Annotated in this window: 19 protein-coding genes; 4 read left to right on the top strand and 15 right to left on the bottom strand. The window is 67.2% G+C overall.

The genetic code is table 11. From position 1 onward, the window contains the following. Window positions 1-140: 140 nt before the first annotated feature. On the bottom strand, window positions 141-374 hold the full coding sequence (locus BM382_RS04100) for a DUF3203 family protein (RefSeq protein WP_011061159.1): 234 nt from the start codon (window positions 372-374) through the stop codon (window positions 141-143). A 276-nt stretch (window positions 375-650) separates the two neighbouring features. Here BM382_RS04100 and BM382_RS04095 point away from each other — a divergent pair, with 276 nt between their 5' ends. Beyond that, window positions 651-1,154 (top strand): MgtC/SapB family protein, encoded by a 504-nt coding sequence (locus tag BM382_RS04095; RefSeq protein WP_011061160.1) that lies wholly within the window; start codon window positions 651-653, stop codon window positions 1,152-1,154. 57 nt (window positions 1,155-1,211) lie between these two features. Here the strand turns inward: BM382_RS04095 and BM382_RS31830 are convergent, their stop codons facing one another. Continuing rightward, on the bottom strand, window positions 1,212-1,376 hold the full coding sequence (locus tag BM382_RS31830; RefSeq protein WP_019095231.1) for a hypothetical protein: 165 nt from the start codon (window positions 1,374-1,376) through the stop codon (window positions 1,212-1,214). Window positions 1,377-1,577: 201 nt separating this feature from the next. Between BM382_RS31830 and BM382_RS04090 the strand changes: the two genes are divergently transcribed. From BM382_RS04090 to glgB, 3 genes are all read left to right on the top strand, one after another. Beyond that, entirely contained in the window at window positions 1,578-3,566 is a 1,989-nt protein-coding gene (locus BM382_RS04090; protein WP_053151444.1) for an alpha-1,4-glucan--maltose-1-phosphate maltosyltransferase, read from the top strand. 121 nt (window positions 3,567-3,687) lie between these two features. After that, complete coding sequence (gene treS, locus BM382_RS04085; RefSeq protein WP_072441935.1) at window positions 3,688-7,035, top strand: maltose alpha-D-glucosyltransferase; 3,348 nt, start codon at window positions 3,688-3,690, stop codon at window positions 7,033-7,035. After that, a complete protein-coding gene (gene glgB / locus BM382_RS04080) occupies window positions 7,032-9,263 on the top strand; it encodes a 1,4-alpha-glucan branching protein GlgB (protein WP_019095234.1) in 2,232 nt (743 codons plus the stop codon). The genes treS and glgB overlap by 4 nt, the downstream gene beginning before the upstream one ends. 118 nt (window positions 9,264-9,381) lie before the next feature. Here the strand turns inward: glgB and BM382_RS04075 are convergent, their stop codons facing one another. The 13 genes from BM382_RS04075 to glgA form a co-directional block, all read right to left on the bottom strand. Beyond that, complete coding sequence (locus BM382_RS04075; RefSeq protein ID WP_015635519.1) at window positions 9,382-10,071, bottom strand: alpha/beta hydrolase; 690 nt, start codon at window positions 10,069-10,071, stop codon at window positions 9,382-9,384. A gap of 105 nt (window positions 10,072-10,176) precedes the next feature. After that, on the bottom strand, window positions 10,177-10,983 hold the full coding sequence (locus BM382_RS04070; protein WP_011061165.1) for an endonuclease/exonuclease/phosphatase family protein: 807 nt from the start codon (window positions 10,981-10,983) through the stop codon (window positions 10,177-10,179). Window positions 10,984-11,066: 83 nt separating this feature from the next. Next, window positions 11,067-11,825 (bottom strand): PIG-L deacetylase family protein, encoded by a 759-nt coding sequence (locus tag BM382_RS04065; RefSeq protein WP_011061166.1) that lies wholly within the window; start codon window positions 11,823-11,825, stop codon window positions 11,067-11,069. Between the two features lie 282 nt (window positions 11,826-12,107). Then, window positions 12,108-12,773 (bottom strand): glycosyltransferase family 2 protein, encoded by a 666-nt coding sequence (locus BM382_RS04060; RefSeq protein ID WP_072441934.1) that lies wholly within the window; start codon window positions 12,771-12,773, stop codon window positions 12,108-12,110. Beyond that, window positions 12,770-13,369: a class I SAM-dependent methyltransferase gene (locus tag BM382_RS04055; protein WP_011061168.1), complete on the bottom strand. Its 600-nt coding sequence runs from the start codon at window positions 13,367-13,369 to the stop codon at window positions 12,770-12,772. The genes BM382_RS04060 and BM382_RS04055 overlap by 4 nt, the downstream gene beginning before the upstream one ends. Then, a complete protein-coding gene (locus BM382_RS04050) occupies window positions 13,366-14,124 on the bottom strand; it encodes a PIG-L deacetylase family protein (protein ID WP_011061169.1) in 759 nt (252 codons plus the stop codon). Before BM382_RS04050 ends, BM382_RS04055 begins: the two co-directional genes overlap by 4 nt. Continuing rightward, complete coding sequence (locus BM382_RS04045; protein ID WP_072441932.1) at window positions 14,121-15,137, bottom strand: acyl-CoA dehydrogenase family protein; 1,017 nt, start codon at window positions 15,135-15,137, stop codon at window positions 14,121-14,123. The genes BM382_RS04050 and BM382_RS04045 overlap by 4 nt, the downstream gene beginning before the upstream one ends. 2 nt (window positions 15,138-15,139) lie before the next feature. After that, entirely contained in the window at window positions 15,140-17,299 is a 2,160-nt protein-coding gene (gene glgX, locus BM382_RS04040; protein WP_011061171.1) for a glycogen debranching protein GlgX, read from the bottom strand. Window positions 17,300-17,412: 113 nt separating this feature from the next. After that, complete coding sequence (locus BM382_RS04035; RefSeq protein ID WP_015635523.1) at window positions 17,413-17,712, bottom strand: DUF2934 domain-containing protein; 300 nt, start codon at window positions 17,710-17,712, stop codon at window positions 17,413-17,415. Window positions 17,713-17,733: 21 nt separating this feature from the next. Beyond that, the gene (locus tag BM382_RS04030) at window positions 17,734-20,514 is read right to left on the bottom strand and encodes a malto-oligosyltrehalose synthase (RefSeq protein ID WP_072441930.1); all 2,781 of its coding nucleotides are present in this window, start codon (window positions 20,512-20,514) and stop codon (window positions 17,734-17,736) included. Continuing rightward, window positions 20,511-22,592: a 4-alpha-glucanotransferase gene (gene malQ / locus BM382_RS04025; RefSeq protein WP_072441928.1), complete on the bottom strand. Its 2,082-nt coding sequence runs from the start codon at window positions 22,590-22,592 to the stop codon at window positions 20,511-20,513. The genes BM382_RS04030 and malQ overlap by 4 nt, the downstream gene beginning before the upstream one ends. Continuing rightward, a complete protein-coding gene (treZ, locus tag BM382_RS04020) occupies window positions 22,589-24,385 on the bottom strand; it encodes a malto-oligosyltrehalose trehalohydrolase (protein ID WP_041118090.1) in 1,797 nt (598 codons plus the stop codon). Before treZ ends, malQ begins: the two co-directional genes overlap by 4 nt. 13 nt (window positions 24,386-24,398) lie before the next feature. After that, a complete protein-coding gene (glgA, locus tag BM382_RS04015; RefSeq protein WP_011061176.1) occupies window positions 24,399-25,967 on the bottom strand; it encodes a glycogen synthase GlgA in 1,569 nt (522 codons plus the stop codon). Window positions 25,968-26,060: the final 93 nt, after the last annotated feature.

The raw sequence follows: 26,060 nt of genomic DNA, 5'->3' as shown, positions 1-26,060 counted from the left end.
CAGGTATTTGATAAAAAACCGGATCAGATGGCCCTTTGCAGCGCCCCTGCGACAACTTGCCGTACCCCCTCAGGTGCCACCAGGGAGGGCTGCAGGCCGTGCTGGCACAGGGCCGCGGGGCGGGCCCTGATCCAGGTCAGTCAAATCACCGAATCACCTTCACTGGCTTTCAGATGGCGCCGGCCGTCGGTGGCACCTGCTACGGTCAATGCGTCGGCTTCTGCTTCGGTGATGTAGACCCGCTCGCCACCCAGGTCCACCGCCGACATCGACTTGGCGCTGTCGGTGATGATGGTCACGGCGCTGGCCGGGAGGTGCTGGTGCAGGGTTTCGGTGTCGAAATAGCAGGTCTGGTTTTCGATGCGCAGGCTCATGGCGGTTACCTCAAGGCAATGGCTGTACAGGTTAGGGCGCAGGGGCTGGCCAGGGTTCGACCACGGCGATCAACGGTGGCTGGGCAGGCGCTGGCGGGTGGGGGCGCAGGCTTGTGCAGGAACTGGCTGGCCAGCGAAGGCGTCCGTGGGGTTGGCAGCCGGCTTGGGGCCTCTTCTCCGGCAAGCCGGTTCCTGCGGTGGTGGTGATGGCGGTACCTTTTGCTGGCGGGCGCGGTCCATCGCTCAGGAGCCCGCGAAGGGACGAGGAGCGATCGCATGAACACCTGGTGGCAAGAAGTCTGGCTGACCCTGCAAGACGAATTCGCCGATATCGGCGATGCCCGGCAACTGACCCAGATCACCCTGCGGCTGCTGGTGGCGGCCCTGCTGGGGGGCATTCTGGGCTTCGAACGCGAGCATCAGGGCAAGGCCGCCGGGGTTCGCACCCATATGCTGGTGGCCATGGGCGCGGCCCTGTTCGTGCTGGTGCCGAGCCTGTCCGGGGCCCAGGCCGATGCCATGAGCCGGGTGCTCCAGGGGGTCATCGCCGGGATCGGTTTTCTCGGCGCAGGGACCATCCTCAAGGGCCGTGAAGAAGACCAGGGCCAGCACGTCAAGGGCCTGACCACCGCCGCCGGGCTGTGGATGACCGCCGCCATCGGCGTGGCCGCCGGCATGGGCCGCGAGGCCACGGCGGTGCTCAGTACCTTGCTGGCGCTGATGGTCTTCAGCCTGATGCCGCTGATTGTCCGGCGCCTGGAAAAGCGCCAGGACGGCTGATGCTCCGGGCCTCCCCACGTGGCTGTCTATGCTTGCTGGCTGGGCAGGCGCCCGGGCTCAGGCGCTGACCACCACCGGCGGCATGGTAGTGGGCGGGTCGCCCTTGGGTGGCGGGGTGCTTTCCGGCGGTTCCTGCTCCGGGATCGGCTCAGGCTCGCTGGGGGGCAGGGTCGGTTGGTCGATGTTGGGATCGGGGGTTTCTGCCGGGATCGGGATATTCATCGCGCTGGCCTCCTTTGTGCTTGCAGATGCACGGGCTCTTCTGGTGGACCGCAGCGGCGCGGATTTGATTCCCGCCGCTTGGCCGACCAATCGCGGTGAACTTTCGCCGCAGGCTTTGGCTCGGAACCTAAGTGCATTGATTCACCGGGGCCGCGGCCCCGCCACCAGAGCGTCGAAGACGTGAAAAAGGGGTGATGCTCGATGACTGTAGAAAAACCGACCGAACAGCAATACCAGGCGCACCTGCCGTTGTCCCAGGCCCTGCTGCTGCCGCGCATTGCCATCGAGAGCATCCGCCCGGTGCTCGACGGCGGCCAGTTCGCGGTCAAGGCGGTGGCCGGCCAGGAGGTAGAGGTGGCGTGCAAGGTATTCGCCGACGGCCACGACAAACTGGCGGTGCGGGTGCGCTGGCACAACGAGCAGCAGGACAGCTGGGCCAGCCAGGCCCTGGAAGATCAGGGCAACGACGGTTGGCTGGGGCGTTTCACGGTGCCCGAAGTGGGGCGCTACCGCTTCTGCATCGAAGCCTGGATCGATCAGTTCGCCAGCTTCTGCTACGAGTTGGAGAAAAAGCACCTGGCCGGGGTTGCGGTCAGCCTGGAGCTGCAGGAGGGCCGCAGCCATGTGCAACAGGCCGCCGAGCGCAGCGAAGGGCCGCTGCGCGAGCAGTTGCTGGCGTTGCAGCGCGAGCTGTCCGGGTTGCTGGAGGCCGAGCAGGTGGCGCTGTTTCTCAGCGAGTCCAGCGCGCGCCTGATGGCCGAGGCCGATCACCGGCCCTACCTGAGCCTGAGCCCCGAGTACCCGCTGGATGTGGAGCGGCTACAGGCGCAGTTCGCCAGTTGGTACGAGCTGTTTCCCCGCTCGATCACCGACGATCCGGCCCGCCACGGCACGTTCAACGACGTTCATTCGCGGCTGCCGATGATTCACGACATGGGCTTTGACGTGCTGTATTTCCCGCCGATCCACCCCATCGGCCGCAGCCACCGCAAGGGGCCCAACAACTCGCTGAGCGCAGGCCCGGACGATCCCGGCAGCCCCTATGCAATCGGCAGCGAGGAGGGCGGCCATGAGGCCATCCACCCGCAACTGGGCAGCCGGGAGGACTTCCGCCGGCTGCTGGCGGCGGCCGCCGACCACGGCCTGGAGATCGCCCTGGACTTCGCCATCCAGTGTTCCCAGGACCACCCCTGGCTCAAGCAGCACCCGGGCTGGTTCAACTGGCGCCCGGACGGCACCATCAAATACGCCGAGAACCCGCCGAAGAAGTACCAGGACATCGTCAATGTCGACTTCTATGCCGCCGAGGCCATTCCCAGCCTGTGGCTGGAACTGCGGGACATCGTCATCGGCTGGGTCGAGGAGGGGGTCAAGACCTTTCGCGTGGACAACCCCCACACCAAGCCGCTGCCGTTCTGGCAGTGGCTGATCGGCGAAGTGCGCCGCCAGTACCCGGAGGTGATCTTCCTCGCCGAAGCCTTCACCACCCCGGCGATGATGGCGCGCCTGGGCAAGGTCGGTTACACCCAGAGCTACACCTACTTCACCTGGCGCAACACCAAGAGCGAGTTGTCCAGCTACCTGGCCGAACTCAACCAGCCGCCGTGGCGCGACTGCTTCCGCCCCAACTTCTTCGTCAACACCCCGGACATCAACCCGCAATTCCTGCATGACTCGGGGCGCCCTGGGTTTCTGATCCGCGCGGTGCTGGCCACCATGGGATCCGGGCTGTGGGGCATGTATTCCGGGTTCGAGCTGTGCGAATCGGCGCCGGTGCCGGGCAAGGAGGAGTACCTGGATTCGGAGAAATACCAGATCCGCCCCCGGGACTTCTCGGCGCCGGGCAACATCATTGCCGAGATCGCCCAGCTCAACCGCATCCGCCGGCAGAACCCGGCGCTGCACAGCCACCTGGGGCTCAAGCTGTACAACGCCTGGAATGACCACATCCTGTATTTCGGCAAGCGCAGCGGCGACAACTTCGTGCTGGTGGCGGTCAGCCTCGACCCGTTCAACCCCCAGGAGGCGCATTTCGAATTGCCGCTGTGGGAAATGGGCCTGGCCGATGACGCCCAGACCCAGGGCGAGGACCTGATGAACGGCCACCGCTGGACCTGGTACGGCAAGACCCAGTTCATGCGCATCGAACCGGCGCAGCCCTTCGGCATCTGGCGCATCACCGCCACGTAGGAGCCGGCTTGGGCCCATGGGCCTTGTGCAGGCCCGGCCCGACGCCTTCGCTGGCAAGCCAGCTCCCACGGTGGGGCGTGGTTTGTGGCAGCTGCGAATTCAATTTTTTCAGGAGCCCGACATGGCCAAGAAACCTCGCCCCACGACCTTTATCAAGGACCCGCTCTGGTACAAGGACGCGGTGATCTACCAGGTGCATGTGAAGTCCTACTTCGATTCCAACAACGACGGAATCGGCGATTTTCCCGGGCTGATCGCCAAACTCGACTACATCAAGGACCTGGGGGTCAACACCATCTGGCTGTTGCCGTTCTACCCCTCGCCGCGGCGTGACGACGGCTACGACATCGCCGAGTACCGCGGGGTCAGCCCCGACTACGGCACCCTGGCTGACGCCCGGCGCTTTATCGCCGAGGCCCACAAGCGCGAGCTGCGGGTGATCACCGAGCTGGTGATCAACCACACCTCCGACCAGCACCCCTGGTTCCAGCGGGCACGCAAGGCCAAGCCGGGTTCGGCGGCGCGCAATTTCTACGTGTGGTCCGACGACGACCAGAAATACGACGGCACGCGGATCATCTTTCTCGACACCGAGAAGTCCAACTGGACCTGGGACCCGGTGGCCGGCCAGTACTTCTGGCACCGCTTCTACTCCCACCAGCCGGACCTCAACTTCGACAACCCCCAGGTGATGAAGGCCGTGCTCTCGGTGATGCGCTACTGGCTCGACATGGGCATCGACGGCCTGCGCCTGGACGCCATTCCCTACCTGATTGAGCGCGATGGCACCAACAACGAGAACCTGCCGGAGACCCACCAGGTGCTCAAGCAGATCCGCGCCGAAATCGACGCCAACTATCCGGACCGCATGCTCCTGGCCGAGGCCAACCAATGGCCGGAAGACACCCAGCTGTACTTTGGCGATGTCACAGGCAGCGACGGCGACGAGTGCCACATGGCCTTCCACTTTCCGCTGATGCCGCGCATGTACATGGCCCTGGCCCAGGAGGATCGCTTCCCCATCACCGACATCCTGCGCCAGACCCCGGAGATCCCGGCCAACTGCCAGTGGGCGATCTTCCTGCGCAACCACGATGAACTGACCCTGGAAATGGTCACCGACCGCGAGCGCGACTACCTGTGGAACTACTACGCCGCCGACCGCCGGGCGCGGATCAACCTGGGGATCCGCCGGCGCCTGGCACCGCTGATGGAGCGTGACCGGCGGCGCATCGAGCTGCTCAACAGCCTGCTGCTGTCGATGCCCGGTACCCCGACCCTGTACTACGGCGACGAGATCGGCATGGGCGACAACATCTACCTGGGGGACCGGGATGGCGTGCGTACGCCGATGCAATGGTCCATCGACCGCAACGGCGGTTTCTCCCGGGCCGACCCGGCCAGCCTGGTGCTGCCGCCGATCATGGATTCGCTGTACGGCTACCCGTCAGTCAACGTCGAGACCCAGTCTGGCGATCCCCATTCTCTGCTCAACTGGACCCGGCGCATGCTGGCGGTGCGCAAGCAGTCCAAGGCCTTTGGCCGTGGCACGCTGAAGATGCTGTCGCCGAGCAACCGACGGATCCTGGCCTATACCCGGGAATACACCGGGCCTGACGGCAAGCAGGAGATCATCCTGTGCGTGGCCAACGTCTCGCGCAGCGCCCAGGCCGCGGAGCTGGACCTCTCGGCGTTCGCGGGCATGGTGCCGGTGGAGATGCTCGGCGGGAACGCCTTTCCGCCCATTGGCCAGCTGAATTTCCTCCTGACCCTGGCGCCCTACGGTTTCTACTGGTTCGTCCTGGCGGCGGAAAACCAGATGCCCAGCTGGCACGTGGAACCGGCCCAGAGCCTGCCGGATTTCACCACCCTGGTGCTGAAGAAACGCCTCGAAGAATTGCTCGAAGCGCCATCGCGCACCACCCTGGAGCAGGAAGTACTGCCCAACTGGCTGCCCAAGCGGCGCTGGTTCGCCGGCAAGGACAGCGCCATCGACCAGGCGCGGATCGCCTACGGCGTGCGCTTTGGCGACCCGCAGCACCCGGTGCTGCTCAGCGAGATCGAAGTCACCAGCGCCGGGCGCAGCGAGCGCTACCAGTTGCCGTTCGGCCTGTTGGCCGAAGAGCAGATCAACAGCGCCTTGCCCCAGCAACTGGCCATGGCCCGGGTGCGTCGCGGGCGCCAGGTGGGGCTGATCACCGACGCCTTCGCCCTCGACAGTTTCGTGCGCAACGTGCTGCTGGCGCTGCAGGGCACCACCTGCCTGGACAGCGAGCAGGGCCAGATCCGTTTCGAGGCCACCGCGCAGCTGGCGGCGCTGGGCCTGGGGGCCGACGCCGAGGTGCGCTACCTGTCGGCGGAGCAATCCAACAGCTCGGTGGTGGTGGGCGGCAGCCTGGTGCTCAAGCTGATCCGCAAGGTGGCGGGGGGCATTCACCCGGAACTGGAAATGGGCGCCTTCCTCACCGCTGCCGGCTTTGCCCACATCTCGCCGCTGCTGGGCTCGGTGCTGCGCCGCGATGCCCAGGGCGAAGACCATCTGCTGATGATCGCCCAGGGCTACCTGAACAATCAGGGCGATGCCTGGGAGTGGACCCAGAACAACCTCGAGCGGGCGATCCGCGACGAGCTGGCCGAGGCCATGTCCGAGCAGGAGCAGCACTACAACGCCTTGGGCGAGCTCCAGGATTTCGCCGGCCTGCTGGGCCAGCGCCTGGGGGAAATGCACCTGCTGCTGGCGGCCCCCAGCGACAATCCGGATTTCGCTCCCGAGCAGGCCACCGCCAAGGATGCCCAGGCCTGGAACCAGCAGGTTGCCGAGCAACTGGAGCGCGGGTTGCAACTGCTTCAACAGCACCAGGCCGAACTCGCGGCAGGGGAGCAGAAATTGCTCGGCAAATTGTTGCAGCATAAGGCGCTGATCCTGGGTCACATCCAGCAACTGGCCAAACAGTTGGTGGGGGGCGTGCGGATTCGTGTCCACGGCGACCTGCACCTGGGGCAGGTACTGGTGATCAAGGGCGATGCCTACCTGATCGACTTCGAGGGCGAGCCGGCCCGGCCCCTGGCCGAGCGCCGCGGCAAGCACAGCCCGTACAAGGATGTCAGTGGGGTCCTGCGTTCCTTCGACTACGCGGCGGCCATGGCCCTGGAGGCACCGGCGGTGGACGGCGCGCAAGGCGCGGCGGCGGGGCGGCGCAAAGTGGTCACGCGCTACCTGGCCGAGGCGCGCCACGCCTTTGTCCAGGCGTATCGGCTGGCGACGGCTAATCTTGCCCATGGCTGGCAGGACCCGGCGGCCGCGGATGCCGCACTGGCACTGTTCAGCCTGGAGAAGGCCGCCTACGAGCTGGCCTATGAAGCGGAGAACCGTCCCGCCTGGTTGCCTGTGCCATTGCACGGCCTGGTGGGGCTGTTACGTGAACTGAAACCCTTTTCCGATATTGAGAGTGGTGGAGAGCAGTCATGAGTTTCTCGAACAAGGAACAGGGAAAGCAGCAACCGGCATTGCTTCCTTCGGCCAAGGCCATCGACGCCCTGGTACGGGCCGAACACCGCGATCCATTCGCCATTCTCGGGCCCCACGGCGATGGCGCCGGCGGGCAATTCATCCGCGCTTTCCTGCCCGGGGCGCTGAGTGTGCAGGTGCTCGACCGCGACCAGCAGCAGGTGCTCGGCAGCCTGCAAGCCGGTGAGGTGCCGGGGCTGTTTGTCGGGCACTTTCCCGAGGCCCGGCCCTATCTCTTGCGCATTCAATGGGCCGGGGGCGAACAGGTCAGTGAAGACCCCTACAGCTTCGGCCCCCTGCTGGGGGAGATGGACCTGTACCTGTTTGCCGAAGGCAATCACCGCGACCTCAGTTCCTGCCTGGGGGCGCAACTGACCACCGTGGACGGCATCGACGGCGTGCGTTTTGCGGTCTGGGCACCGAATGCCCGGCGGGTCTCGGTGGTGGGCGACTTCAATATCTGGGACGGGCGCCGGCACCCGATGCGCCTGCGCCATCCCTCCGGGGTCTGGGAGCTGTTCATCCCGCGCCTGCAGGCGGGCGAGGCCTACAAATACGAGATCCTCGGGCCCCAGGGCATCCTGCCGCTCAAGGCCGACCCCATGGCCCTGGCCACGCAGTTGCCGCCGGACACCGCCTCCAGAGTCGCGCCGCCCCTGACCATCGACTGGCAGGACCAGGAGTGGATGCTGGCCCGTGGCGAGCGCCAGCGGGTGGACGCGCCGCTGTCGATCTATGAGCTGCATGCCGGTTCCTGGCAGTGCGAAGTGGACGACCTTGGAGAAGTGGCCCGCCAGTACAGCTGGGCCGAACTGGCCGAACGGCTGATTCCCTACGTCAAGGACCTGGGGTTTACCCATATCGAGCTGATGCCGATCATGGAGCACCCGTTTGGCGGCTCCTGGGGCTACCAGCCGCTGTCCCAGTTCGCCCCCAGCGCCCGCTACGGCAGCCCGCAGGATTTCGCAGCCTTCGTCGACGCCTGCCACCAGGCAGGCATCGGGGTGATTCTCGATTGGGTGCCGGCGCACTTTCCCACCGATACCCACGGCCTGGCGCAGTTCGACGGCACTGCACTGTATGAGTACGGCAACCCCCTGGAAGGCTTCCACCAGGACTGGGACACCCTGATCTACAACCTGGGGCGTACCGAAGTGCACGGTTTCATGCTGGCTTCGGCGCTGCACTGGCTCAAGCATTTCCACGTCGACGGCCTGCGGGTGGATGCCGTGGCCTCGATGCTCTACCGCGACTATTCGCGCAAGGCCGGGGAATGGGTGCCGAACCGCCACGGCGGCCGGGAAAACCTCGAAGCCATTGATTTTCTGCGTCACCTCAACGACGTCGTGGCCCTGGAGGCCCCGGGTGCCCTGGTGATCGCCGAGGAGTCCACCGCCTGGCCCGGGGTCAGCCAGCGCACCGACCAGGGTGGCCTGGGCTTTGCCTATAAATGGAACATGGGCTGGATGCATGATTCCCTGCATTACATCCAGCAGGACCCGGTGTACCGCGCCCACCATCACAACGAACTGAGCTTTGGCCTGGTGTACGCCTGGTCCGAGCGTTTCATCCTGCCGATCTCCCACGACGAAGTGGTGCACGGCAAGCACTCGCTGATCGACAAGATGCCCGGCGATCGCTGGCAGAAGTTCGCCAACCTGCGGGCCTACCTGAGCTTCATGTGGGCCCATCCGGGCAAGAAGCTGCTGTTCATGGGCTGCGAGTTCGGCCAATGGCGCGAGTGGAACCACGACCAGCAACTGGACTGGTACCTGCTGCAGTACCCCGAGCACCGCGGGGTGCAGCAACTGGTGGGGGACCTCAACCGCCTGTATCGCCAGTACCCGGCGCTGCACGACCAGGACGACGTGCCCCAGGGTTTCCAATGGCTGATCGGCGACGATGCGATCAACAGCGTCTATGCCTGGTTGCGCTGGAGCAAGAGCGGCGAACCGCTGCTGGTGGTGGCCAACTTCACCCCGGTGCCACGCCAGGGCTATCGCGTCGGCGTACCGGTGGCGGGGCGCTGGAGCGAGTTGCTCAACAGCGATTCGCAACTGTATGCCGGCTCCAACTACGGCAACGGTGGCGAGGCCTTCAGCGAAGAGCAGAGCAGCCATGGCCAGGCCCTGTCCCTGGTACTCAACCTGCCGCCGCTGGCCGTACTGATCCTGCGCCCTGACAGTTGACCCTGGCGTCCTGTAGCCGCTGCCGAAGGTTACGAACGGTCTGGGCGGCGCTCCGTCGCTGGGGCGCGGGGTTTGCGAGGTCGCCAACGGCTCGTCTGAAGAGCGCCCAGTCAACCGGTTACAGGGAGTCGGCGGCCTCGGCGATCAGCGCGGCTACGGGCCCGGGCTGGGAGGCGAGGGAGGCGTGGCTGGCGTCCAGGTGAATGACCTTGCGGGCGTTGAGCCGGGCGGCCATGCGCTCCTGGTTCGCCGGGGCGATCATGCGGTCGGCACGGGACACCTGGTACCAGGAAGGTTTATCGCGCCATGCCGGGGCCCCGAGGGCGTCGCCGAAGGTACTGGCCAGCGGCGCCTTCTGGGTCAGGCCCATGACCAGCCCTTCCTGGGGGCTGAGATCCTGGCAGAAGCTCTGCTGGAAACGCTCCGGACGCACCCAGAGGTAGCCGTCGCTGTCGGGCGCCAGATTGGCGGCGGCTTCAGGCGGGAACTCCTGGGTCAGGCCACCGGGGCTTTCACCCTGGTCCGGGGCGAAGGCGGCGATGTACACCAGGCCCGCGACGTTTGGCGCATGCCCGGCCTGGGTGATCACCGCGCCGCCGTAGGAGTGCCCCACCAGCAGCACCGGCCCTGCTTGCTGGGCCACCAGTTTGCGGGTCCGTTCGACGTCCTCGGCGAGGGAGGTCAGGGGCAGTTCCACGGCGCGGATCTTCTCGTAACCGCGGTTCAGCAGTTCGACGATGACCCGGTTCCAGTGGGCGGCACCGCCCCAGAAACCGTGGACCAGGACAATCGTGGGTTGCTCGCTCATCGCTTGATTCCTTCTCTGGGCTCAAGGTTGGTCCGGAGGCGGGCGCCCCCAGGCTCGGGTTCGGGGAAAAGCATGGTCGACTCTGGCGGGAATACGGCTATTTATTCATGAATTCTGATGTGCGGCCCCAGGCGGCAGGTGCACTTCCACCGCCAGCGGCAGGTGATCGGAGAGGTGGGTCCAGGGCTTGTTGCCGAGGATCTGCGGGCGGTGGCTGTGGGCGTTGCGCAGGTAGACCCGATCCAGGCGCAGCAGTGGCCAGCGGGCCGGGTAGGTCTTGGCCGGGCGGCCATGATGGCGTTCGAAGGCTTCGTGCAGGTCGTTGCGCCGGCCCAGGGTGGCGTTGCCGTGCATCTGCCAGTCATTGAAGTCGCCGGCGATGATCACCGGTGCCTCCTCGGGCAGGGATTCGAGCAACTGGCCCAGCAGCGCCAGCTGCAACTGGCGATGGCTTTCCAGCAGGCTCAGGTGCACGCAGATGGCGTGGACCTCGGCGTGGCCGGGCACATCCAGCACGCAGTGCAGCAGGCCCCGGCGCTCGGGGCCGGTGATCGAAACATCGAGGTTGCGGTACTGGCGGATCGGAAACTTCGACAACAGGGCGTTGCCGTGATGGCCGTCGGGGTACACCGCGTTGCGCCCGTAGGCGTAGTCGCTCCACATGCTGTCGGCGAGAAACTCGTACTGTGACTGCTGAGGCCAGTTGTCCAGGCGCGAGGCATGGCGCTCGTGCTCGCCCAGCACTTCCTGGAGAAACACCAGGTCGGCCTGGGTACTGCGCACGGCCTCGCGCAGTTCCGGAAGAATGAAGCGGCGGTTCAGGGCGGTGAAGCCCTTGTGGGTGTTGACGGTCAGAACGCGTAACCGCTGGACCGCCTCGGGGTTGGGCTGGCGGGTGGAATCGCTGCTCACGCGGGCTCCTTGGAATCAGTGGCGGTTACAGATGGGACTGGCGACCGGTGCGTGCGTTCAGCTTATTTTCCACCCGCGCAGGCCTACATCAGGATGATCTCGTAGGGCAGGCGCAGGCGCTCCAGCAGCACCGGCGACAGCGACGGCTCCAGGCCGATCTCCGGCTCGCCCTGCAACTGGCTGGCATAGGCGTGGGCGGCGTGGCGCTTGCGGGCCACGGTCCAGGTGTCCAGGCGCAGCTTGCGCGCACGCTGCCAGGGGATCTGGTGCTCCTCGCGGGCCGCCCAGTGCCAGGCCCAGATCGGAATCTCATGAAAACGCGCACCCACCAGGCTCGCGGCCTTGGCCGTGGCCCGGCCCACGGCTTCGTGGTCGAGGTTGCCATCGGCGCGCCAGGTGCTGAACACCACGTCGGTGTCGCGCAGGTAGCGGCAGATGAAGGGCACTAGTTGCTGTTCCCGTTCGCTCAAGGCGCTGTCGGCAAAGCCGCCGCGGATCCACTTCAGGCTGTGCAGGGGCAGGCCCAGGCGACGCAGGGCTTCGGCGCTTTCCTGGGGCCGGAATACGCTCAGGCGGCGCTTGGGCCACAGCTCCGACCCGGGATGGCTGGCGCTGCCGTCGCTGATGGAAATCAGTTGCAGAGGGTGGCCGTGGTGGGCCAGCACTTGCAGCAGGCCGCCGCTGGCGACCACTTCGTCACCGGGGTGAGGGGCGACTATCACTGCCCGGGAGCCGGCCGGAACCAGGTTGGCCAGATTGATGGCCGGCACCTCGGCCAGGCTGCGGGCACTGTTCCAGACTTGGCTGGGCCAGTTGCTGTCGATTGCGGGTATGGCTTTCATGGGGTGTCACATCCCTGTTTTCCGGGCCACGGCAGTAGCGGTTGAACCTCCGTTCAGTCGCGACCCTGGGTTTGCACGCACGCTGATTCCTTGGCACCTGCCTCAGCGTGAAGTACCGGTGCCCCATACCTTTGGAGCACCGCGATTCGGGGGTAATCATACACAGCCTGGAGCTTTCCACGCAGTGCCAGCCCAGGCTTATTTGCTGATTACCAAGCCCGTCACAGGGTAGACGGCAATTCTCCCCCCGGGGAGGCGCACTGACCAATGCCATGCTGTACTTCACAGCCCTGCGCAAGGTTCGTTCAGGCCCTTGAGGTAATCGCCGAACCCACCTTTGGCCCGCGAATCCAGGCGCCCACTGGTAATCACTTGCGGATGCCGGCTCCAGGCGATGCTGGCGCCGCAGCGCTGCAACTGCCGCACCAGCTGCACATCCTCGTGGCAGGCCAGGGCCTCGAAGCCGCCGGCGCGGACATAGGCTGCAGCGCTGATGCCGAGGTTGGCGCCATGGATGTGCCGGTGGCCATCGCTGTCCTGGTAGGCGTCGTGATAGCGGATCCGGGCCTGGGGTTCGAAGCCTTCGCTCCAGCGGTCGACGGTGACGGTGCCGCAGACGGCGTCGGCGCCCAGGGCCAGTTGGGCCACCAGCCAGTCCTCGGGTACGCGGCTGTCGGCATCGGTACAGGACAGCCAGCGGGCGCCGGCCTGCAGCAGCAACTGCGCGCCCGCGGCCCGTGCCCGTCCGACATTGCGCACCTGCAATTGCAGGTGTTGCACGGCGAACTGGCGGGCAATGTCCAGAGAACCGTCGGAGCAGCTGTCGAGCACCACCAGGATCGCCACGTCTTCATTGAGCTCGGGGTGGCTGGCGGCTTTCAGGGCGCAGCGCAGGCAGTCGGCCAGCAGTTGCTCCTCGTTATGGGCGGGTATCACCACTCCGATCATCGCAGGCCCTCCAGGGTCGCGACCGAATCCGCTTCGCGGCCCCAGAGGTCGAGGAGAAAGTCCGCTTCCTGGTGCTCCAGCAAGCGTGGCAGTTGCAAATGGCGATGGAGCAGTTCGTGCACTTGTCCGGCATCCAGGGGGCACTCGGCAATGGGCGGGCGCCAGTGGCAGGCCAGTAGCTGGCCATCCGCGGCCAGGGAGCCCAGGGCCCGTGCCACCAGTTGCGCCAGGTCGGCGGCGTCCAGGTAATAGCCGATCTCGCTGATGACGATCAGATCGAAGGGCCCCTTGGGCCAGTCCTGGGGCAGGCGACCGTGTTCCACCCGGGCATGGGGGAAGGAGCGCAAGCGCTGCCGGGCCAGGTCCACCGCGTTGCGCGCGGTGTCGTAGGCCAGCAGGCTGTCGCAGCGGCTGGCCAGTTCGGCGCTGAGTTCGCCGTTGGCACAGCCGGGTTCGAAAATGCTCCGGTAGTGGCGGCGCGGCAGGCTAGCCAGGGTGATTGCACGTTTGCGCTGTTCATACCAGCGCTGGCGAAAGGCCCAGGGGTCCTGGTCCCGGGCGAACAGCCCTTCGAAATAGCGACTGTCGACACTCATAGGAACACCACCTCAAAAGGTTGCAGCAGACGCTCGATGATGTGCGGTGCCAGCACGGGCGCCAGGCCGATCTGCGGGTCGCCCTCCAGTTGGCTGGCAAAGGCGTGGATGGCATGGCGCTTGCGGGCCACCTGGGCAGGGCTGAGCAGCACCTTGCGGGCCCGCTCCCAGGGCAGCTGCCGGCCCTCGGGATCGGCCCAGTGCCAGGTCCAGATCGGCAGTTCCTTGAGGCTCGCGCCCGCGGCTCGGGCGGCCAGGGCGCTGGCCCGGCCCACGGCTTCGTGGTCGCAGTGGCCGTCCTCGCACCAGGTGCTGAACAGCACGTCACCGGCGCGCAGGCAACCCTGGATGAACTGCGTCAGGGCGGCTTCGTCCCGGGCGACGCGGCTGTCCTCGAAGCCCGCGCGCAGCCAGGTGATGCGCTGCAGCGGCAGGCCCAGGCGGCGCAAGCCTTCGGCGGACTCCTGGGGCCGTACCTGGCTCAGGCGCTGTACCGGCCAGCGCCGGGAGCCGGGATGGCTGGCGCAACCATCGGTGACCGAAATCAGCAGCAGCTCGCGCCCCTGCGCCGCCAGCAGTTGCAGGAGGCCGCCACAGCCGAGGATTTCATCGTCCGGGTGCGGGGCCACAATCACCGCCCGCGCTCCTTGCGGGACCAGGGTTCGAATATCCACCGCGGCCATGGCCTGCAGTTGCGAGGAAGCCTGCCAGGCCCGCAGCGAGGTGCCGCGACCGACAATCGGATTGGCTTTCACAGTTGCCATCCTCCCGGGTCCGCTGCAGCGTGGGCGGCGTTGGCCAGCTGTTGCCCGAGAATGGCCAGGTCACGCTCGGCATGGCTCTGGCGGATGAACACCGGCAGGTCCGCCAGCAGCCGGGCGAAGTGCCGGTCCAGGCAATAGGGGCCGGCGCCCAGCGCACGGCCGACGTGGTGCAGCACGCTGTCGACGCTGGCCTCGGTCACCGCCCGGGCGCGCCGGGCCAGCAACTGGCAGTTGGCCTGGGGCGCCTGATCCAACTGCCGGGCACTGTGGCGCAGCACACAGGCGGCCTGATGCAGGGCGCTGTCCACTGCCCCCAGGTGGGCCAGGGCATGGGGCTCGTCGCGTTTGGCGCAGTGTTCGCGCAGGGGGTGTGCGATGGCCTGGGCGGCTCCCAGCCAGCAGGCGGCGATGCCGATGGCGCCTTGCCAGAAGCCCGGGCGCTGCAGGTAGTCATCCGGCCCGCCGACCCATTGGCCACGAGCCTCGTGGAAGTCAACCCGCTGGCTGCCGGTACTGGCCATGCCCACCGCTTGCCAACTGCCGCTCTCGACCTGCACCCCGGGCTGGTCCAGGGCCACCGCCACCAGGCGTTGGTGGCCGCCGGCGTCCCAGGCGGTGAGCAGGGCATGGCTGAGCACCTCGGCCCCCGAGCACCAGGCCTTGGTGCCGCTGAGCCGGCAGTGCGGGCCATCGGCAACGGCGTGCACCCGGGCCTGGGGCGGCTCCGCGGCCCAGGTGCCCCAGGTGGTGCCGGGGGGCACGGGGCAGCCCAGTTCCGCCATGATCGCCAGGGCGTCGGTGTGCCCCTCGTAGAGCTTGCACAGGCCCAGGTCATGGCCGGCGACCCTGGCCAGGGCCTGCCAGCGTTGCAGGGTGGCGCCCCCGGCGGGCAGTGGCAGGCGGTCGAGCCCGGCGCCCACCAGGGCGTCCAGGCACAGGCCCAGGGCGCGGGTGTCGGCATGCCCCAGGTCGGGGGAGTGATGCAGGAAGCCTTGCAGGTCCATGTTCAGTCTTCTTCCTCATGTTGCAGTTCGAACAGCAGCAGGGAGCGCCCGGTCACCGAATACTCGTGGCCGAAGGCAAAGCGTTCCTGGCCGCGCACCGCCGGCTGGTTGGTGTCGAGCATGCAGGTCCAGAACTCCCCGGCGGGCACCTCAGGCAGGCGGAAGTTGACGATGTCGTGGTGGGCGTTGACCACCAGCAGCAGGGTGGCGTCGGCCCCGGGGCGGCGGATCCCGGTTTCCTGGGCGCGGCCGTCCAGCAGCATGCCCAGGCAGCGACCATGGGGGTCCTGCCAGTGCTCGGTGGTCATCTCGCTGCCGTCGGGAGCCAGCCAGGTGACGTCCTTGACCCCGATGTCCTCGTTGTAGCTGCCCACCAGGAAGCGCCCGCGCCGCAGGATCGGGTAGCTCAGGCGCAGCTTGATCAGGCGCTTGACGAACTTGAGCAGGGACTTGCCGTCGTTATCCAGCTCCCAGTTGACCCAGCCGATCTCGCTGTCCTGGCAGTAGGCGTTGTTGTTGCCGTGCTGGGTGCGGGCGAATTCGTCGCCGGCCACCACCATCGGCGTGCCCTGGGCCAGTAGCAGGGTGGCGAAGAAGTTGCGCATCTGGCGCAGGCGCAGGGCGTTGATCTCGGGGTCGTCGCTGGGGCCTTCGACGCCGTGGTTCCAGGACAGGTTGTTGTTGCTGCCGTCCTGGTTGTTCTCGTCGTTGGCTTCGTTGTGCTTGTCGTTGTAGGACACCAGGTCGTGCAGGGTGAAACCGTCGTGGGCAGTGACGAAGTTGACCGAGGCGTAGGGCCGGCGGCCGCGCTGGTTGAACATCTCGCCGGAGGCGGTCATGCGCCCGGCAAAATCCGCCAGCTGGCCGTCATCGCCCTTCCAGAAGGCCCGCACCGTGTCGCGAAAGCGATCGTTCCATTCCACCCAGCCCGGCGGGAAGTTGCCCACCTGATAGCCGCCGGGGCCGCAGTCCCAGGGTTCGGCGATCATCTTCACCTGGCGCAGCACCGGGTCCTGGCGGCAGGCCACGAGGAAGCTGTGGCGCTCGTCGAAACCGTCGTGGTAACGCCCGAGAATGGTCGCCAGGTCGAAGCGGAAGCCGTCCACGTGCATTTCCGTGGCCCAGTAGCGCAGCGAGTCGGTGACCATCTGCAACACGCAGGGGTGGCTCAGGTCCAGGGTGTTGCCGGTGCCCGAATCGTTGATGTAGAAGCGCTTGTCGTCGGGCATCAGGCGGTAGTAGGAGGCGTTGTCGATGCCGCGCATGGACAGGGTCGGGCCTTGCTCGTTGCCTTCGGCGGTGTGGTTGTAGACCACGTCCAGGATCACCTCCAGCCCGGCTTCGTGCAGGTGGGCGACCATTTCCTTGAATTCGGCGATCTTGCCGCTGGCCAGGTAGCGCGGGTCGGGGGCGAAGAAGGCGATGCTGTTGTAGCCCCAGTAGTTGGTCATGCCCTTGTGCAGCAGGTGCTGGTCGTTGACGAAGGCGTGGATCGGCAGCAGCTCCACCGACGACACCCCGAGCTTGCGGATGTGCTCCAGCACGTCGTCCACCATCAGCCCGGCGAAGCTGCCCCGCAGGTTCTCGGGCACCGAAGGGTGGCGCATGGTGAAGCCGCGCACATGGGTCTCGTAGATGATGGTCTTGTCCCAGGGCACGCTGACCCGCTGGTCGTTGCCCCAGGTGTGGGCCGGGTCGATGACCTTGCACTTGGGCACGAAGGGCGCGCTGTCGCGCTCGTCGAAACTGAGGTCGGCATCCGGGTGGCCGATGGTGTAGCCGAACAGCGCCTCGGACCATTTCAGCTCGCCCACCAGTTGCTTGGCATAGGGGTCGATCAGCAGTTTGTTGGGGTTGAAACGGTGCCCGTTGGCCGGGTCGTAGGGGCCGTGCACGCGGTAGCCGTAGATCAGCCCCGGGTGAGCGTCGGGCAGGTAGCCGTGGAAGATTTCGTCGGTGTATTCCGGAAGTTCGATGCGTTCGAGTTCCACTTCGCCGGCATCATCGAACACACAGAGCTCGACCTTGGTGGCATTGGCCGAGAACAGCGCGAAGTTGACCCCCAGGCCGTCCCAGGTGGCGCCGAGGGGGAAGGGCAGGCCTTCACGAATGCGCGAGGGTTCGCTCTCGGGAGTGGCGGCGGGCTGCTTGGATCTGCTCATGGTTGCTCCTGCAGTGAGACGGTGACGGGCCGGGCCCTTTCTTCAGGGCGAACGCGACCCTTATGGCGCGCGGGCGCGCCACGGGTTGACGAGGACGAGATGGCCGGCGGGTGTCAGTTGGCCGGCGGTTTGCGCGGCGCCCGGGGCTTCTTCGCCGCCGCGGGTTTTTCTCCCGGGGGCACTACCACGGCGGCGGCCGACTTGGCCTTGGGCTTGGCCGCGCTCTTGGCGGCGGGCTTTCCGGTCGCAGGCTTGGCCTTGCCGGCCTTGGGTGGCGTGCTTGGAGCCAGGGCTTCGGCCTCGGCGAGCTTGCGGGCCATGTCCCAATGCCGGGCTTCCTGGCCCTCTGGCTTACCTTCCGACTCCCAGATCTGATAAGCGAATTCACGAATGCGTTTGTCGTCGGTACTCATCGCAATGCTCCTGGACTGAATTCAAGGTTGAATCAAAAGGTTGAGCGCAAAGTCTTGCAGTGCGGCGCTAAGCATCAGCTCCCTGTGGGGTGTGACTGCCACCGTGGAAAAAAGTCCATTCAGCTTTTGCCCCGAGGCGTCGAACGGTAGCTGCACCCGGGTATCGCCCCACAGCGGCGCCTCGATCAAGGGCATTGCGCGATCCCCCAGCAGGCCGGCGACCCGCACCGGCACTATCACCACTGCCCGTTGTGCACCGTGCTCGCGCATGAACGCCAGGACCCGCCCGGCATGCTGGCCAAGCACCGGCAGCGGCTGGTAGCGGCCCCGGCGAAACAGCTCCGGGTACTGGCCACGCAGGTTCAGGGTGCGGGCGATCAAGGCTTGCTTGATGCGTCCGTCGTGCCACTGGGCCAGCCACTGGCGCGGTTCGCCCCCGCGCTCCAGGGCCGCCTGCCGAGCCGGGTAATCCACCGGCCGGCGGTTATCCGGGTCCACCAGGCTGAAATCCCAGAACTCGTTGCCCTGGTACAGGTCGGGGACCCCAGGCACGGTCATGCGCAGCAAGGTTTGCGCCAGGCTGTTGAGGGCGCCCGCCGGGGCAATGGCCCGGGCCGCCGCGGCAATCGACTGGCGCAATGCCAGGCCCTGGGGCGCCAGCAGCAGGGCCTGGACAAAGGCCTGCACGGCCTCTTCGTATTCTGCGTTGGGCGCCGCCCAGCTGCTTTGCAGCTTGGCCTCGCGCAGGGCCTTGAGCTGCCATTGCCAGATCCTTTGTCCATAGCCTTGCAGGGCCGCCTGATCCTCGGCAGCCAGTTCCAGGGGCCAACTGCCCAGCAGGGTCTGGTAAAGGATCAGTTCGTCCCCCGCCGAAGGCGCATCCGCCTGCTGGCGCAGGGGCGCGGCCAGGGTGCGCCAGTGCTCCACCTGGGCGGCATACCAGGGGGCCCGTTCGCTGAGCACTGCCAGGCGCGCGCGGCTGTCCTCGCCCCGTTTGTGGTCGTGGGTGGCGCTGGTCAGCAGGTTGTCGGGGAAGCTGGCCAGGCGTTGCTGGCAGGCCGTGTGGAAGGCGGCGATCGGCGCACTGAACTGTTCGCTGTTGAAGCCCACGTCGTTGCGCGCCAGCAGTACCGCCGAGCGGTAGAAGGCGGTGTCTTCCACGGCCTTGGCCGCGGCGGGCGAAGTCAGTTGCTGGAAACGCACGCAGGCGTGGCGCAGCAGCTTGCGCCCACGGCCCGGTGGCTGCTGGCGCCAGCTTTGGCCGCCAAGCCAGCGCTCCAGGCAGTCGAGCACCGGCCTGTCGGCCTCGCCCAGGCTCTGTCGCGCGCCGTCCAGGGCCTGCTGGAACAACTGCTGGTCCTGCTGCCCGCGGCCACAGGCGCTGATATAGGTGCGGTACACCGGGAAGTGCACGATCAGTTCCTGCAAGGCGCGGCGGATGGCCCCCAGGGTCAGGTCGCGGCTCATCAGGTCCAGGCGAGCCACCTGCAACAGGGCCTGGGCCACGCTTTCAAAATCGCTGGCCAGGGAGCCGTTGAGAATCTGCTGACGGGCCAGCAGTGCCTCTTCGGCGAACGCCGCGGGGCGCTGGCTGTGCCGGCTCCACAGTTCGGCCAGCACCGGCTGGCCTGCAGGGGCCTGCTGCAGCAGCGACAGTTGGTTCATGAACTCATAGCCGGTGCTGCCATCCACGCCCCAGTCGCGGTGCAGGGTTTCCCCGGCGCCGAGGATCTTCTCGACGTAGATCGGCAGGTGCTGGCCCGGGCGCAGGCGGTCGATCCGACGCCGCAGCTTGCGGCAATAGCTGCGCGGGTCGGCCAGACCGTCGATATGGTCGATGCGCAGGCCGTCCACCAGGCCACGCTGGATCAGCTCGAAGATCTTGCCGTGGGTGGCTTCGAACACCGCCGGGCGCTCGACCCGCAGCCCGCCCAGCTCGTTGACGTCGAAGAAGCGTCGCCAGTTGATGTCGTCGGCGGCGGTGCGCCAGCTGGCCAGGCGATAGCTCTGTTGCTCCAGCAGATGGTGCAGGCGCTGGAAACCTTCGTCGTGGCGTGAGTCGTAGCCTTGCAGGTGGGCGGTGACGGCCTGGTGCAGCGCCGGTTGCTGCAACAGTTGGCCCAGGGCCTGCTGCAGCGGTTGTGCCTGGGCGTGGGCGTCGCCGCTGAAACGCAGGGCGGCAAAGCTGTCGGCCAGGGGCTTGAGGGCCTGGGCGGCATCCGGCGGGCCGGCGAGGCGCAGCAGTTCCCCGAAGTCGGCGGGGCAGATGGGGAAACAGTGTTCATAGTGGCGAACATGGAAACCGCAGCGATCGTCGTCCAGCTGCAGTTGCAGGCTGCCTTCCTGCAAGGCCTGCCCATAGTCGCTGCCGAGGAAGGGCAGCAACAACTGGCCTTCCATCAGCGGGTCCGGGGAATGCCACTGGATATCGAAGAACTCACCGTACGGGCTCAGGCGCCCCCATTGCAGCAGGTCCAGCCACCAGGGGTTGTCATTGCCGCCCACCGCCATGTGGTTGGAGACGATATCCAGGATCAGGCCCATGCCGTGCTGGCGCAGGGCATCCACCAGCCGTACCAGGGCCGCCTCGCCCCCCAGCTCGGGGTTGACCCGGGTGGGGTCCACCACGTCGTAGCCGTGCATGGAACCGGCCCGCGCGCAGAGCAGTGGCGAGGCGTAGAGGTGGCTGAGGCCCAGGCCGGCGAAGTAGGGCACCAGGGGCAGCGCATGATCCAGGGTGAAGCCCTGGTGAAATTGCAGGCGCAGGGTGGCCCGTGGCATTGGCGTGGCTGGCGGGCTCATCGGTCACGCTCCAGGGCCTGCTGCCGGGCACAGGCCAGCAGCTCCAGGCGCCGCGCAGCGTCGCTGTCGTCCAGCAGGTGCCGGCTGGCAGTGGCCAGGCGCCGGCGCCAGTTGGGGTGGCTGTCGAGGGTGCCGGGCAGGTTGGCCTGTTCGTCGATGCCCAGGGCGTCCTCCAGGGGCAGCAGCACCAGGGGCGCCCGGGTGTGGCCGAGGAAACGCACGCTGGCGTCTACCACCTGGTCGGCCTCGTGGCTTTCCTCGCGAAAGTTCTGCGGGTCCTGGGCCAGAGCGTGGCGCAGGCCGTTGCGTTCGTGCTGGCGATGTTCGCGCCAGTGCCGCGCCGCCGCTTCGTCCACCAGGCCCAGGCGCTGGTTCCAGTCGATATCGCGGCCATGCCACCAGCCGTTGAGGGTCGGCAGGTCATGGGTGCTGGTGGTGGCCAGGGCATTGTCCGGCCAGTCGAGGATGGGCTTGAAGTGGCAGCCGTGGTCCTGTTCGAACAAAAGCACACGCATGCCGAGCATGGCCCGGGCGGCAAGTTTTTCCCGCAGCCCGTCGGGCACTGTGCCCAGGTCTTCGCCCAGCACTATGGCCTGGTGGCGATGGGATTCCAGGGTCAGCAGGCGCAGCAGGTCGTCCACCGGGTAATAGAGGTAGGCGCCATCGCTGGGGGGCGCGCCCAGGGGAATCACCCACAGCCGTTGCAGGCCCATCACATGGTCGATGCGCAGGCCCCCGGCATGGGCGAAGTTGGCCCTGAGCATTTCGATGAAGGCGCGGAAACCGTGGCGTTGCAGGCCTTCCGGGGAAAAGGCCGATATGCCCCAGCTCTGGCCCTGGCGGTTGAGGATGTCCGGTGGCGCGCCCACCGTCAGGTTGGCCAGTAACTGCTCCTGCCGGCTCCAGGCCTGGCTGCCGCCGCCGTCGGCGCCCACCGCCAGGTCGGCGATCAGGCCGATGCCCATGCCGCCGCTGCGGGCCGCGCTTTGCGCTCGCTCCAGGCTGCGGGTGATCAGCCACTGGCAAAAGGCATGGAAGCCGATTTCGTGGGCCTGTTCCTCGGCGAAATGAGCCAGGGCCGGGCTGGCCGGATCACGCCACTGCGGCGGCCAGTGACGCCAGTCCAGGTCCTCGCCACGGGCGGCGCGCTGGGCCTGTATGGCTTCGAAGCGGCAGTGGTTTTCCAGGGCTTCGCCGGCTGCCCGGCGGTAGCTGGCGAAGTCCTCGTGCAGCGGGTGCTCGCCCTGGCAGAAGCCTTCATACAGCGCCCGCAGTGCCCGCAACTTGGCCTGGGCCGCCAGGGGCCAGTCGATCAGCGGCAACTGTTCCAGGTCCTGCAGTTGTTCGCCCAGGCCACAGGCTTCGATCGCGGTGCGCCAGGCGCGGTCGCCGAGGATCGCGCCAGGGGCGGCATACAGGCTGTTGAGGAACAGCCGGCTGGAAGGCGAATAGGGGCTGTAGCGCAGCGGGTCGCTGCTGAACATGGCGTGCAGCGGGCTGATGGCCAGGGCATCGGCGCCGCGTTCGGCGGCCTGGCGCGCCAGTTCTTCAAGGGCCTGGGTATCGCCGAAGCCATCATCGCCGGGGCGGCGCAGGGCGTACAGCTGCACGCTGAGGCCCCAGGCCCGCGGGGTGGGCTGGTGCACGGCGTCGGCCACGCTGAAGCAGCGTTCGGGGGCCACTGCCAGGACAAAGTGTTCGTCGTCGATACTCACGGCGTGGTAACCCACCGGAATCGAGCCCGGCAGCCGGCTCTCGGCATCCAGGTCCAGGTGCAGCGGGCTGCCATCCTCCAGCCGCAGGACACAGGCCGTATGCGGGGGGAAGTAGCGCGCCAGGTCCAGGCTCTGGCCGTGGTCGGCGGTCAGCAGCGGGGGCAGGTGCCGGCTCTGTTGCACCCCTTGCAATTGCAGCAGGCTCTGTTCGACCTGCTGTGGGTCTTCGGCCGGATGCCCCAGGCCGGCCAGGACAGCCCGCAGGACCCGGTCCTCGACCTTCTGGGCACGGCCGTTGGCATCGATCCAGTCCACTGCCAGGCCGGCGCGGCTGGCAAGCAGTTCCAGTTGCGCATCGCTCATAGGCATTCTCCATCTGGGTCGGTCGGGGAAGAGGTGGGGGCCAGCAGCACCAGCACGCTGTAGGCAGGCAGTTGGCCCTGGCACCAGTGCTTGAGGGTGTGCGGCGGGTATTCGAAGCACAACTGCGGTGCGGCCTCGGCGGCCAGTTCGACCTGATGCGGGCCGAGGTTGAGGTCGATGCGCAACAGGCTGCCGTCCCCCAGGCGCCAGCGCGCACTCAGGGCGCCCTCGGCCAGTACCTGGCAGCCCAGGGCCCGGGCGCCGGGCAGGCGCGGAACCAGCTCGCGGTGGCGGATCTGCAACAGGCTGCGGTACAGCTCGCGGGTGGCCTCGGCCTGTCGGGACTGGGCCCGTGGGCGTGAGGCCTGGAAGGTCGAGGCGGCGTTGGGGTCGGGAATGCGCTGGCGCTGCCCGGCGTCGGCGAAGGCACTGAAGGCGGCGAATTCGTTGCGCCGGCCCTCGCGCACCGCTTCGGCCAACTGGCCCTGGTGGCTGGTGAAGAACAGGAATGGTTCCTGGGCGGCCACTTCGTCGCCCATGAACAGCAGCGGAATCATCGGTGACAGCAGCAACAGCACCGTGGCCGCGTGCAGGGCCTGGGTCGGCGCCAGTTGGTTGAGGCGTTCGCCAAAGGCCCGGTTGCCGATCTGGTCATGGTTCTGCAGAAACAGCACAAAGGCGCTGGGCGGCAGGTGCCCGCTGGGTTCGCCGCGGGCCTCGCCATGGCGGTTGGCATGGCCCTGGAAGGCGAAACCCTGGCTCAGGCAGCGGGCCAGTTGCTCAGTGGGCTGCTCGGCGAAGTCGGCGTAGTAGGCGTCGGTTTCGCCGGTCAGCAGCACATGCAGGGCGTTGTGGCCGTCGTCGTTCCACTGTGCGTCGAAGCCTTGTTGCAGCAGGCTGGCCTGATTGAACTCGTTCTCCAGGTTGAGCCACACATGGCGATCGGGTGGCACTGCCTGGCGGACCCGCTGCGCCAGTTGCCGCAGGAAATCCGGATCGTCGATGGCGTGCACCGCGTCCAGGCGCAGGCCGTCGAAACGGTACTCCAGCAGCCACATCAGGGCGTTGTCGATAAAGAACTCGCTGACCTGCGGGCGGCGAAAGTCGATGGCGGCGCCCCAGGGGGTGTGCAGGTCCTGGCGAAAGAAGCCCTGGGCGTACTCCTGCAGGTAGTTGCCGTCGGGGCCGAAGTGGTTGTAGACCACATCGAGGATCACTGCCAGGCCCAGGCCATGGGCGGCATCGATCAGCGCGCGCAGCTCGTCGGGCGAACCATAGGAGGCTTCCGGGGCGTAGGGCAGCACCCCGTCATAGCCCCAGTTGCGTTCGCCGGGAAACTCCGCCAGGGGCATCAGCTCGATGGCGGTCACCCCCAGTTCCACCAGGGCCGGCAGGGCTTGCTGCACCGCTTGATAGCCGCCCATGACCCCCACGTGGAGTTCGTAGATCACCGCCTCGTGCCAGGGCCGGCCGCGCCACTGCGGGTGCTGCCATTGATAGCGCTCGGGGTCCACCACCAGGCTTGGCCCGTGGACATCACCGAGCTGGGCCCGGGACGCCGGGTCGGGGACCTGGATCCGCTCGTCGATATTGAAACGGTAGGCGCTGCCCGCGGGGCAGCGCGCCTGGGTCATGAACCAGCCTTCGGGCTGGGGCTGCATGGGCAGCGACTGGCCGTCCGCCAGTTCGACGCTGACGCAGCGCGCATCCGGCGCCCACAGGGCGAACCGGGTGTGCTCGGCATCCAGCAGCCGCGCGCCATGAGTCCAGGTGTGCAGCGTGCTTGAGGGCATCGGTCCTTGCCTCTTACTGTCGGGCGGCCTGTCCCAGGGCCTTGGCCACCAGTTGCTCGTAGAGTTCGGCGTAGGGTTCCACCGCCTTGCACCAGTTGAAGGGCGCGGCCATGGCCCGGCAGCGCATGGCATTGAGCAGCGCCGGGTAGGCGAACACCTTGAAGGCCCGGGTCAGGGCTTCCTGGTAGCTGGCCACGGTGGATTCGTCGAAGAGGAAACCGGTGACGCCGTTCTCGATGGTGTCCGCCAGGCCGCCGGTGTTGCGCGCCACCGGCAGCGAGCCGAAGCGCTGGGCATACATCTGGCTCAGGCCGCAGGGCTCGTAGCGCGAGGGCATGAGCAGGAAATCGCTGCCGGCGAACATGCGCCGGGCGTCGGTCTCGTTGAAGCCGATGTGCACCCCGATGCGGCCGGGGAAGCGCCGGGCCAGGGCGCGCATGGACTGTTCTTCCTCCGGCTCGCCGCGGCCGATGATGGCGATCTGGCCGCCGGACTGCACGATGAACTCGGCCACCGCTTCGGTCAGGTCCAGGCCTTTCTGGTAGACCAGCCGCGAGACCACGGCAAACAGCGGGCCGCTGGAGGCGTCGAGGCCGAACATCTGCCGCACATGGGCGGCGTTGGCTGCCTTGCCGTCCCAGTCGCCGATGCTGAAAGGCGTGAGCAGGTGGGCGTCGGTGGCGGCGTCCCAGCTTTCATCGATGCCGTTGGGGATGCCGCTGAGCAGGCCCTGCTGGGTCTTGCTGGCGAGGAAGCCGTCGAGCCCGCAACCGAAGGCCGGGGTGGTGATTTCCTGGGCATAGGTGGCGCTCACCGTGGTGATGTGGCTGGCGTAGGCCATGCCGGCCTTGAGGAACGACAGCTTGCCGTAGAACTCCATGCCTTCCTGTTGCAGGGCATGCTCGGGGATGCCCAGTTCCGGGCACGAGGCCAGGCTGACCACGCCCTGATAGGCCAGGTTATGAATGGTGAACAGGGTCGGCGTGCGTTGCCCGCGCCAGTGCATGTAGGCCGGCGCCAGCCCGGCGGGCCAGTCATGGGCGTGCACCAGGTCGGGGCACCAGTGGATCTGCGCCAGGTTGGCCGCGATGTCGGCGGCGGCCAGCCCCAGGCGGGCGAAGCGGATATGGTTGTCCGGCCAGTCGCGGCCGTTGTTGGCGCCGTAGGGCGTGCCTTCGCGCTCGTAGAGTTCCGGGCAGATCAGCACGTAGATCACCAGGCCGTCGGGCATGTCCATACGCCCGATCTTGCAGGCCGGCAGTGCCGCGTGGCCACCCAGCTCCCCGATGATGTGGATCGGGTTTTCGCTATGCAGCACCTGGGGGTAGCCGGGGATCAGTACCCGCACATCGTGCAGGTGGGCCATGGCCCTGGGCAGGGCGGCAGAGACGTCGCCCAGGCCGCCGGTCTTCACCAGGTCGGCGATTTCCGAGGTGACGAACAGCACTCGCTTGCGGTTGGGATTGGGCCGCGCCAGCGGCAGCACCGTCTTGTTCCCAGGGACCGGAACCGAGGGGGCGGCGCGGTCGCCGGCCTGCTGTTGAGGGTGATCTCCCTGAGTGTCCAATACGGCGCTGATCATGTGTCTCTCCCGTTTTATTGATCTGTTCTGGTGTCTCGAGCGCCGCGCGTGGCCAATTCCTGTGGCCGGGCGCAAACGCGCCACACGTCGATC

The organism is Pseudomonas sp. NFPP25 (genome assembly GCF_900116505.1).
Classification (GTDB): domain Bacteria; phylum Pseudomonadota; class Gammaproteobacteria; order Pseudomonadales; family Pseudomonadaceae; genus Aquipseudomonas; species Aquipseudomonas protegens.
The sequence above is the reverse complement of the archived record's forward strand: the minus strand, read 5'-3'. Positions and strand labels throughout refer to the sequence as shown.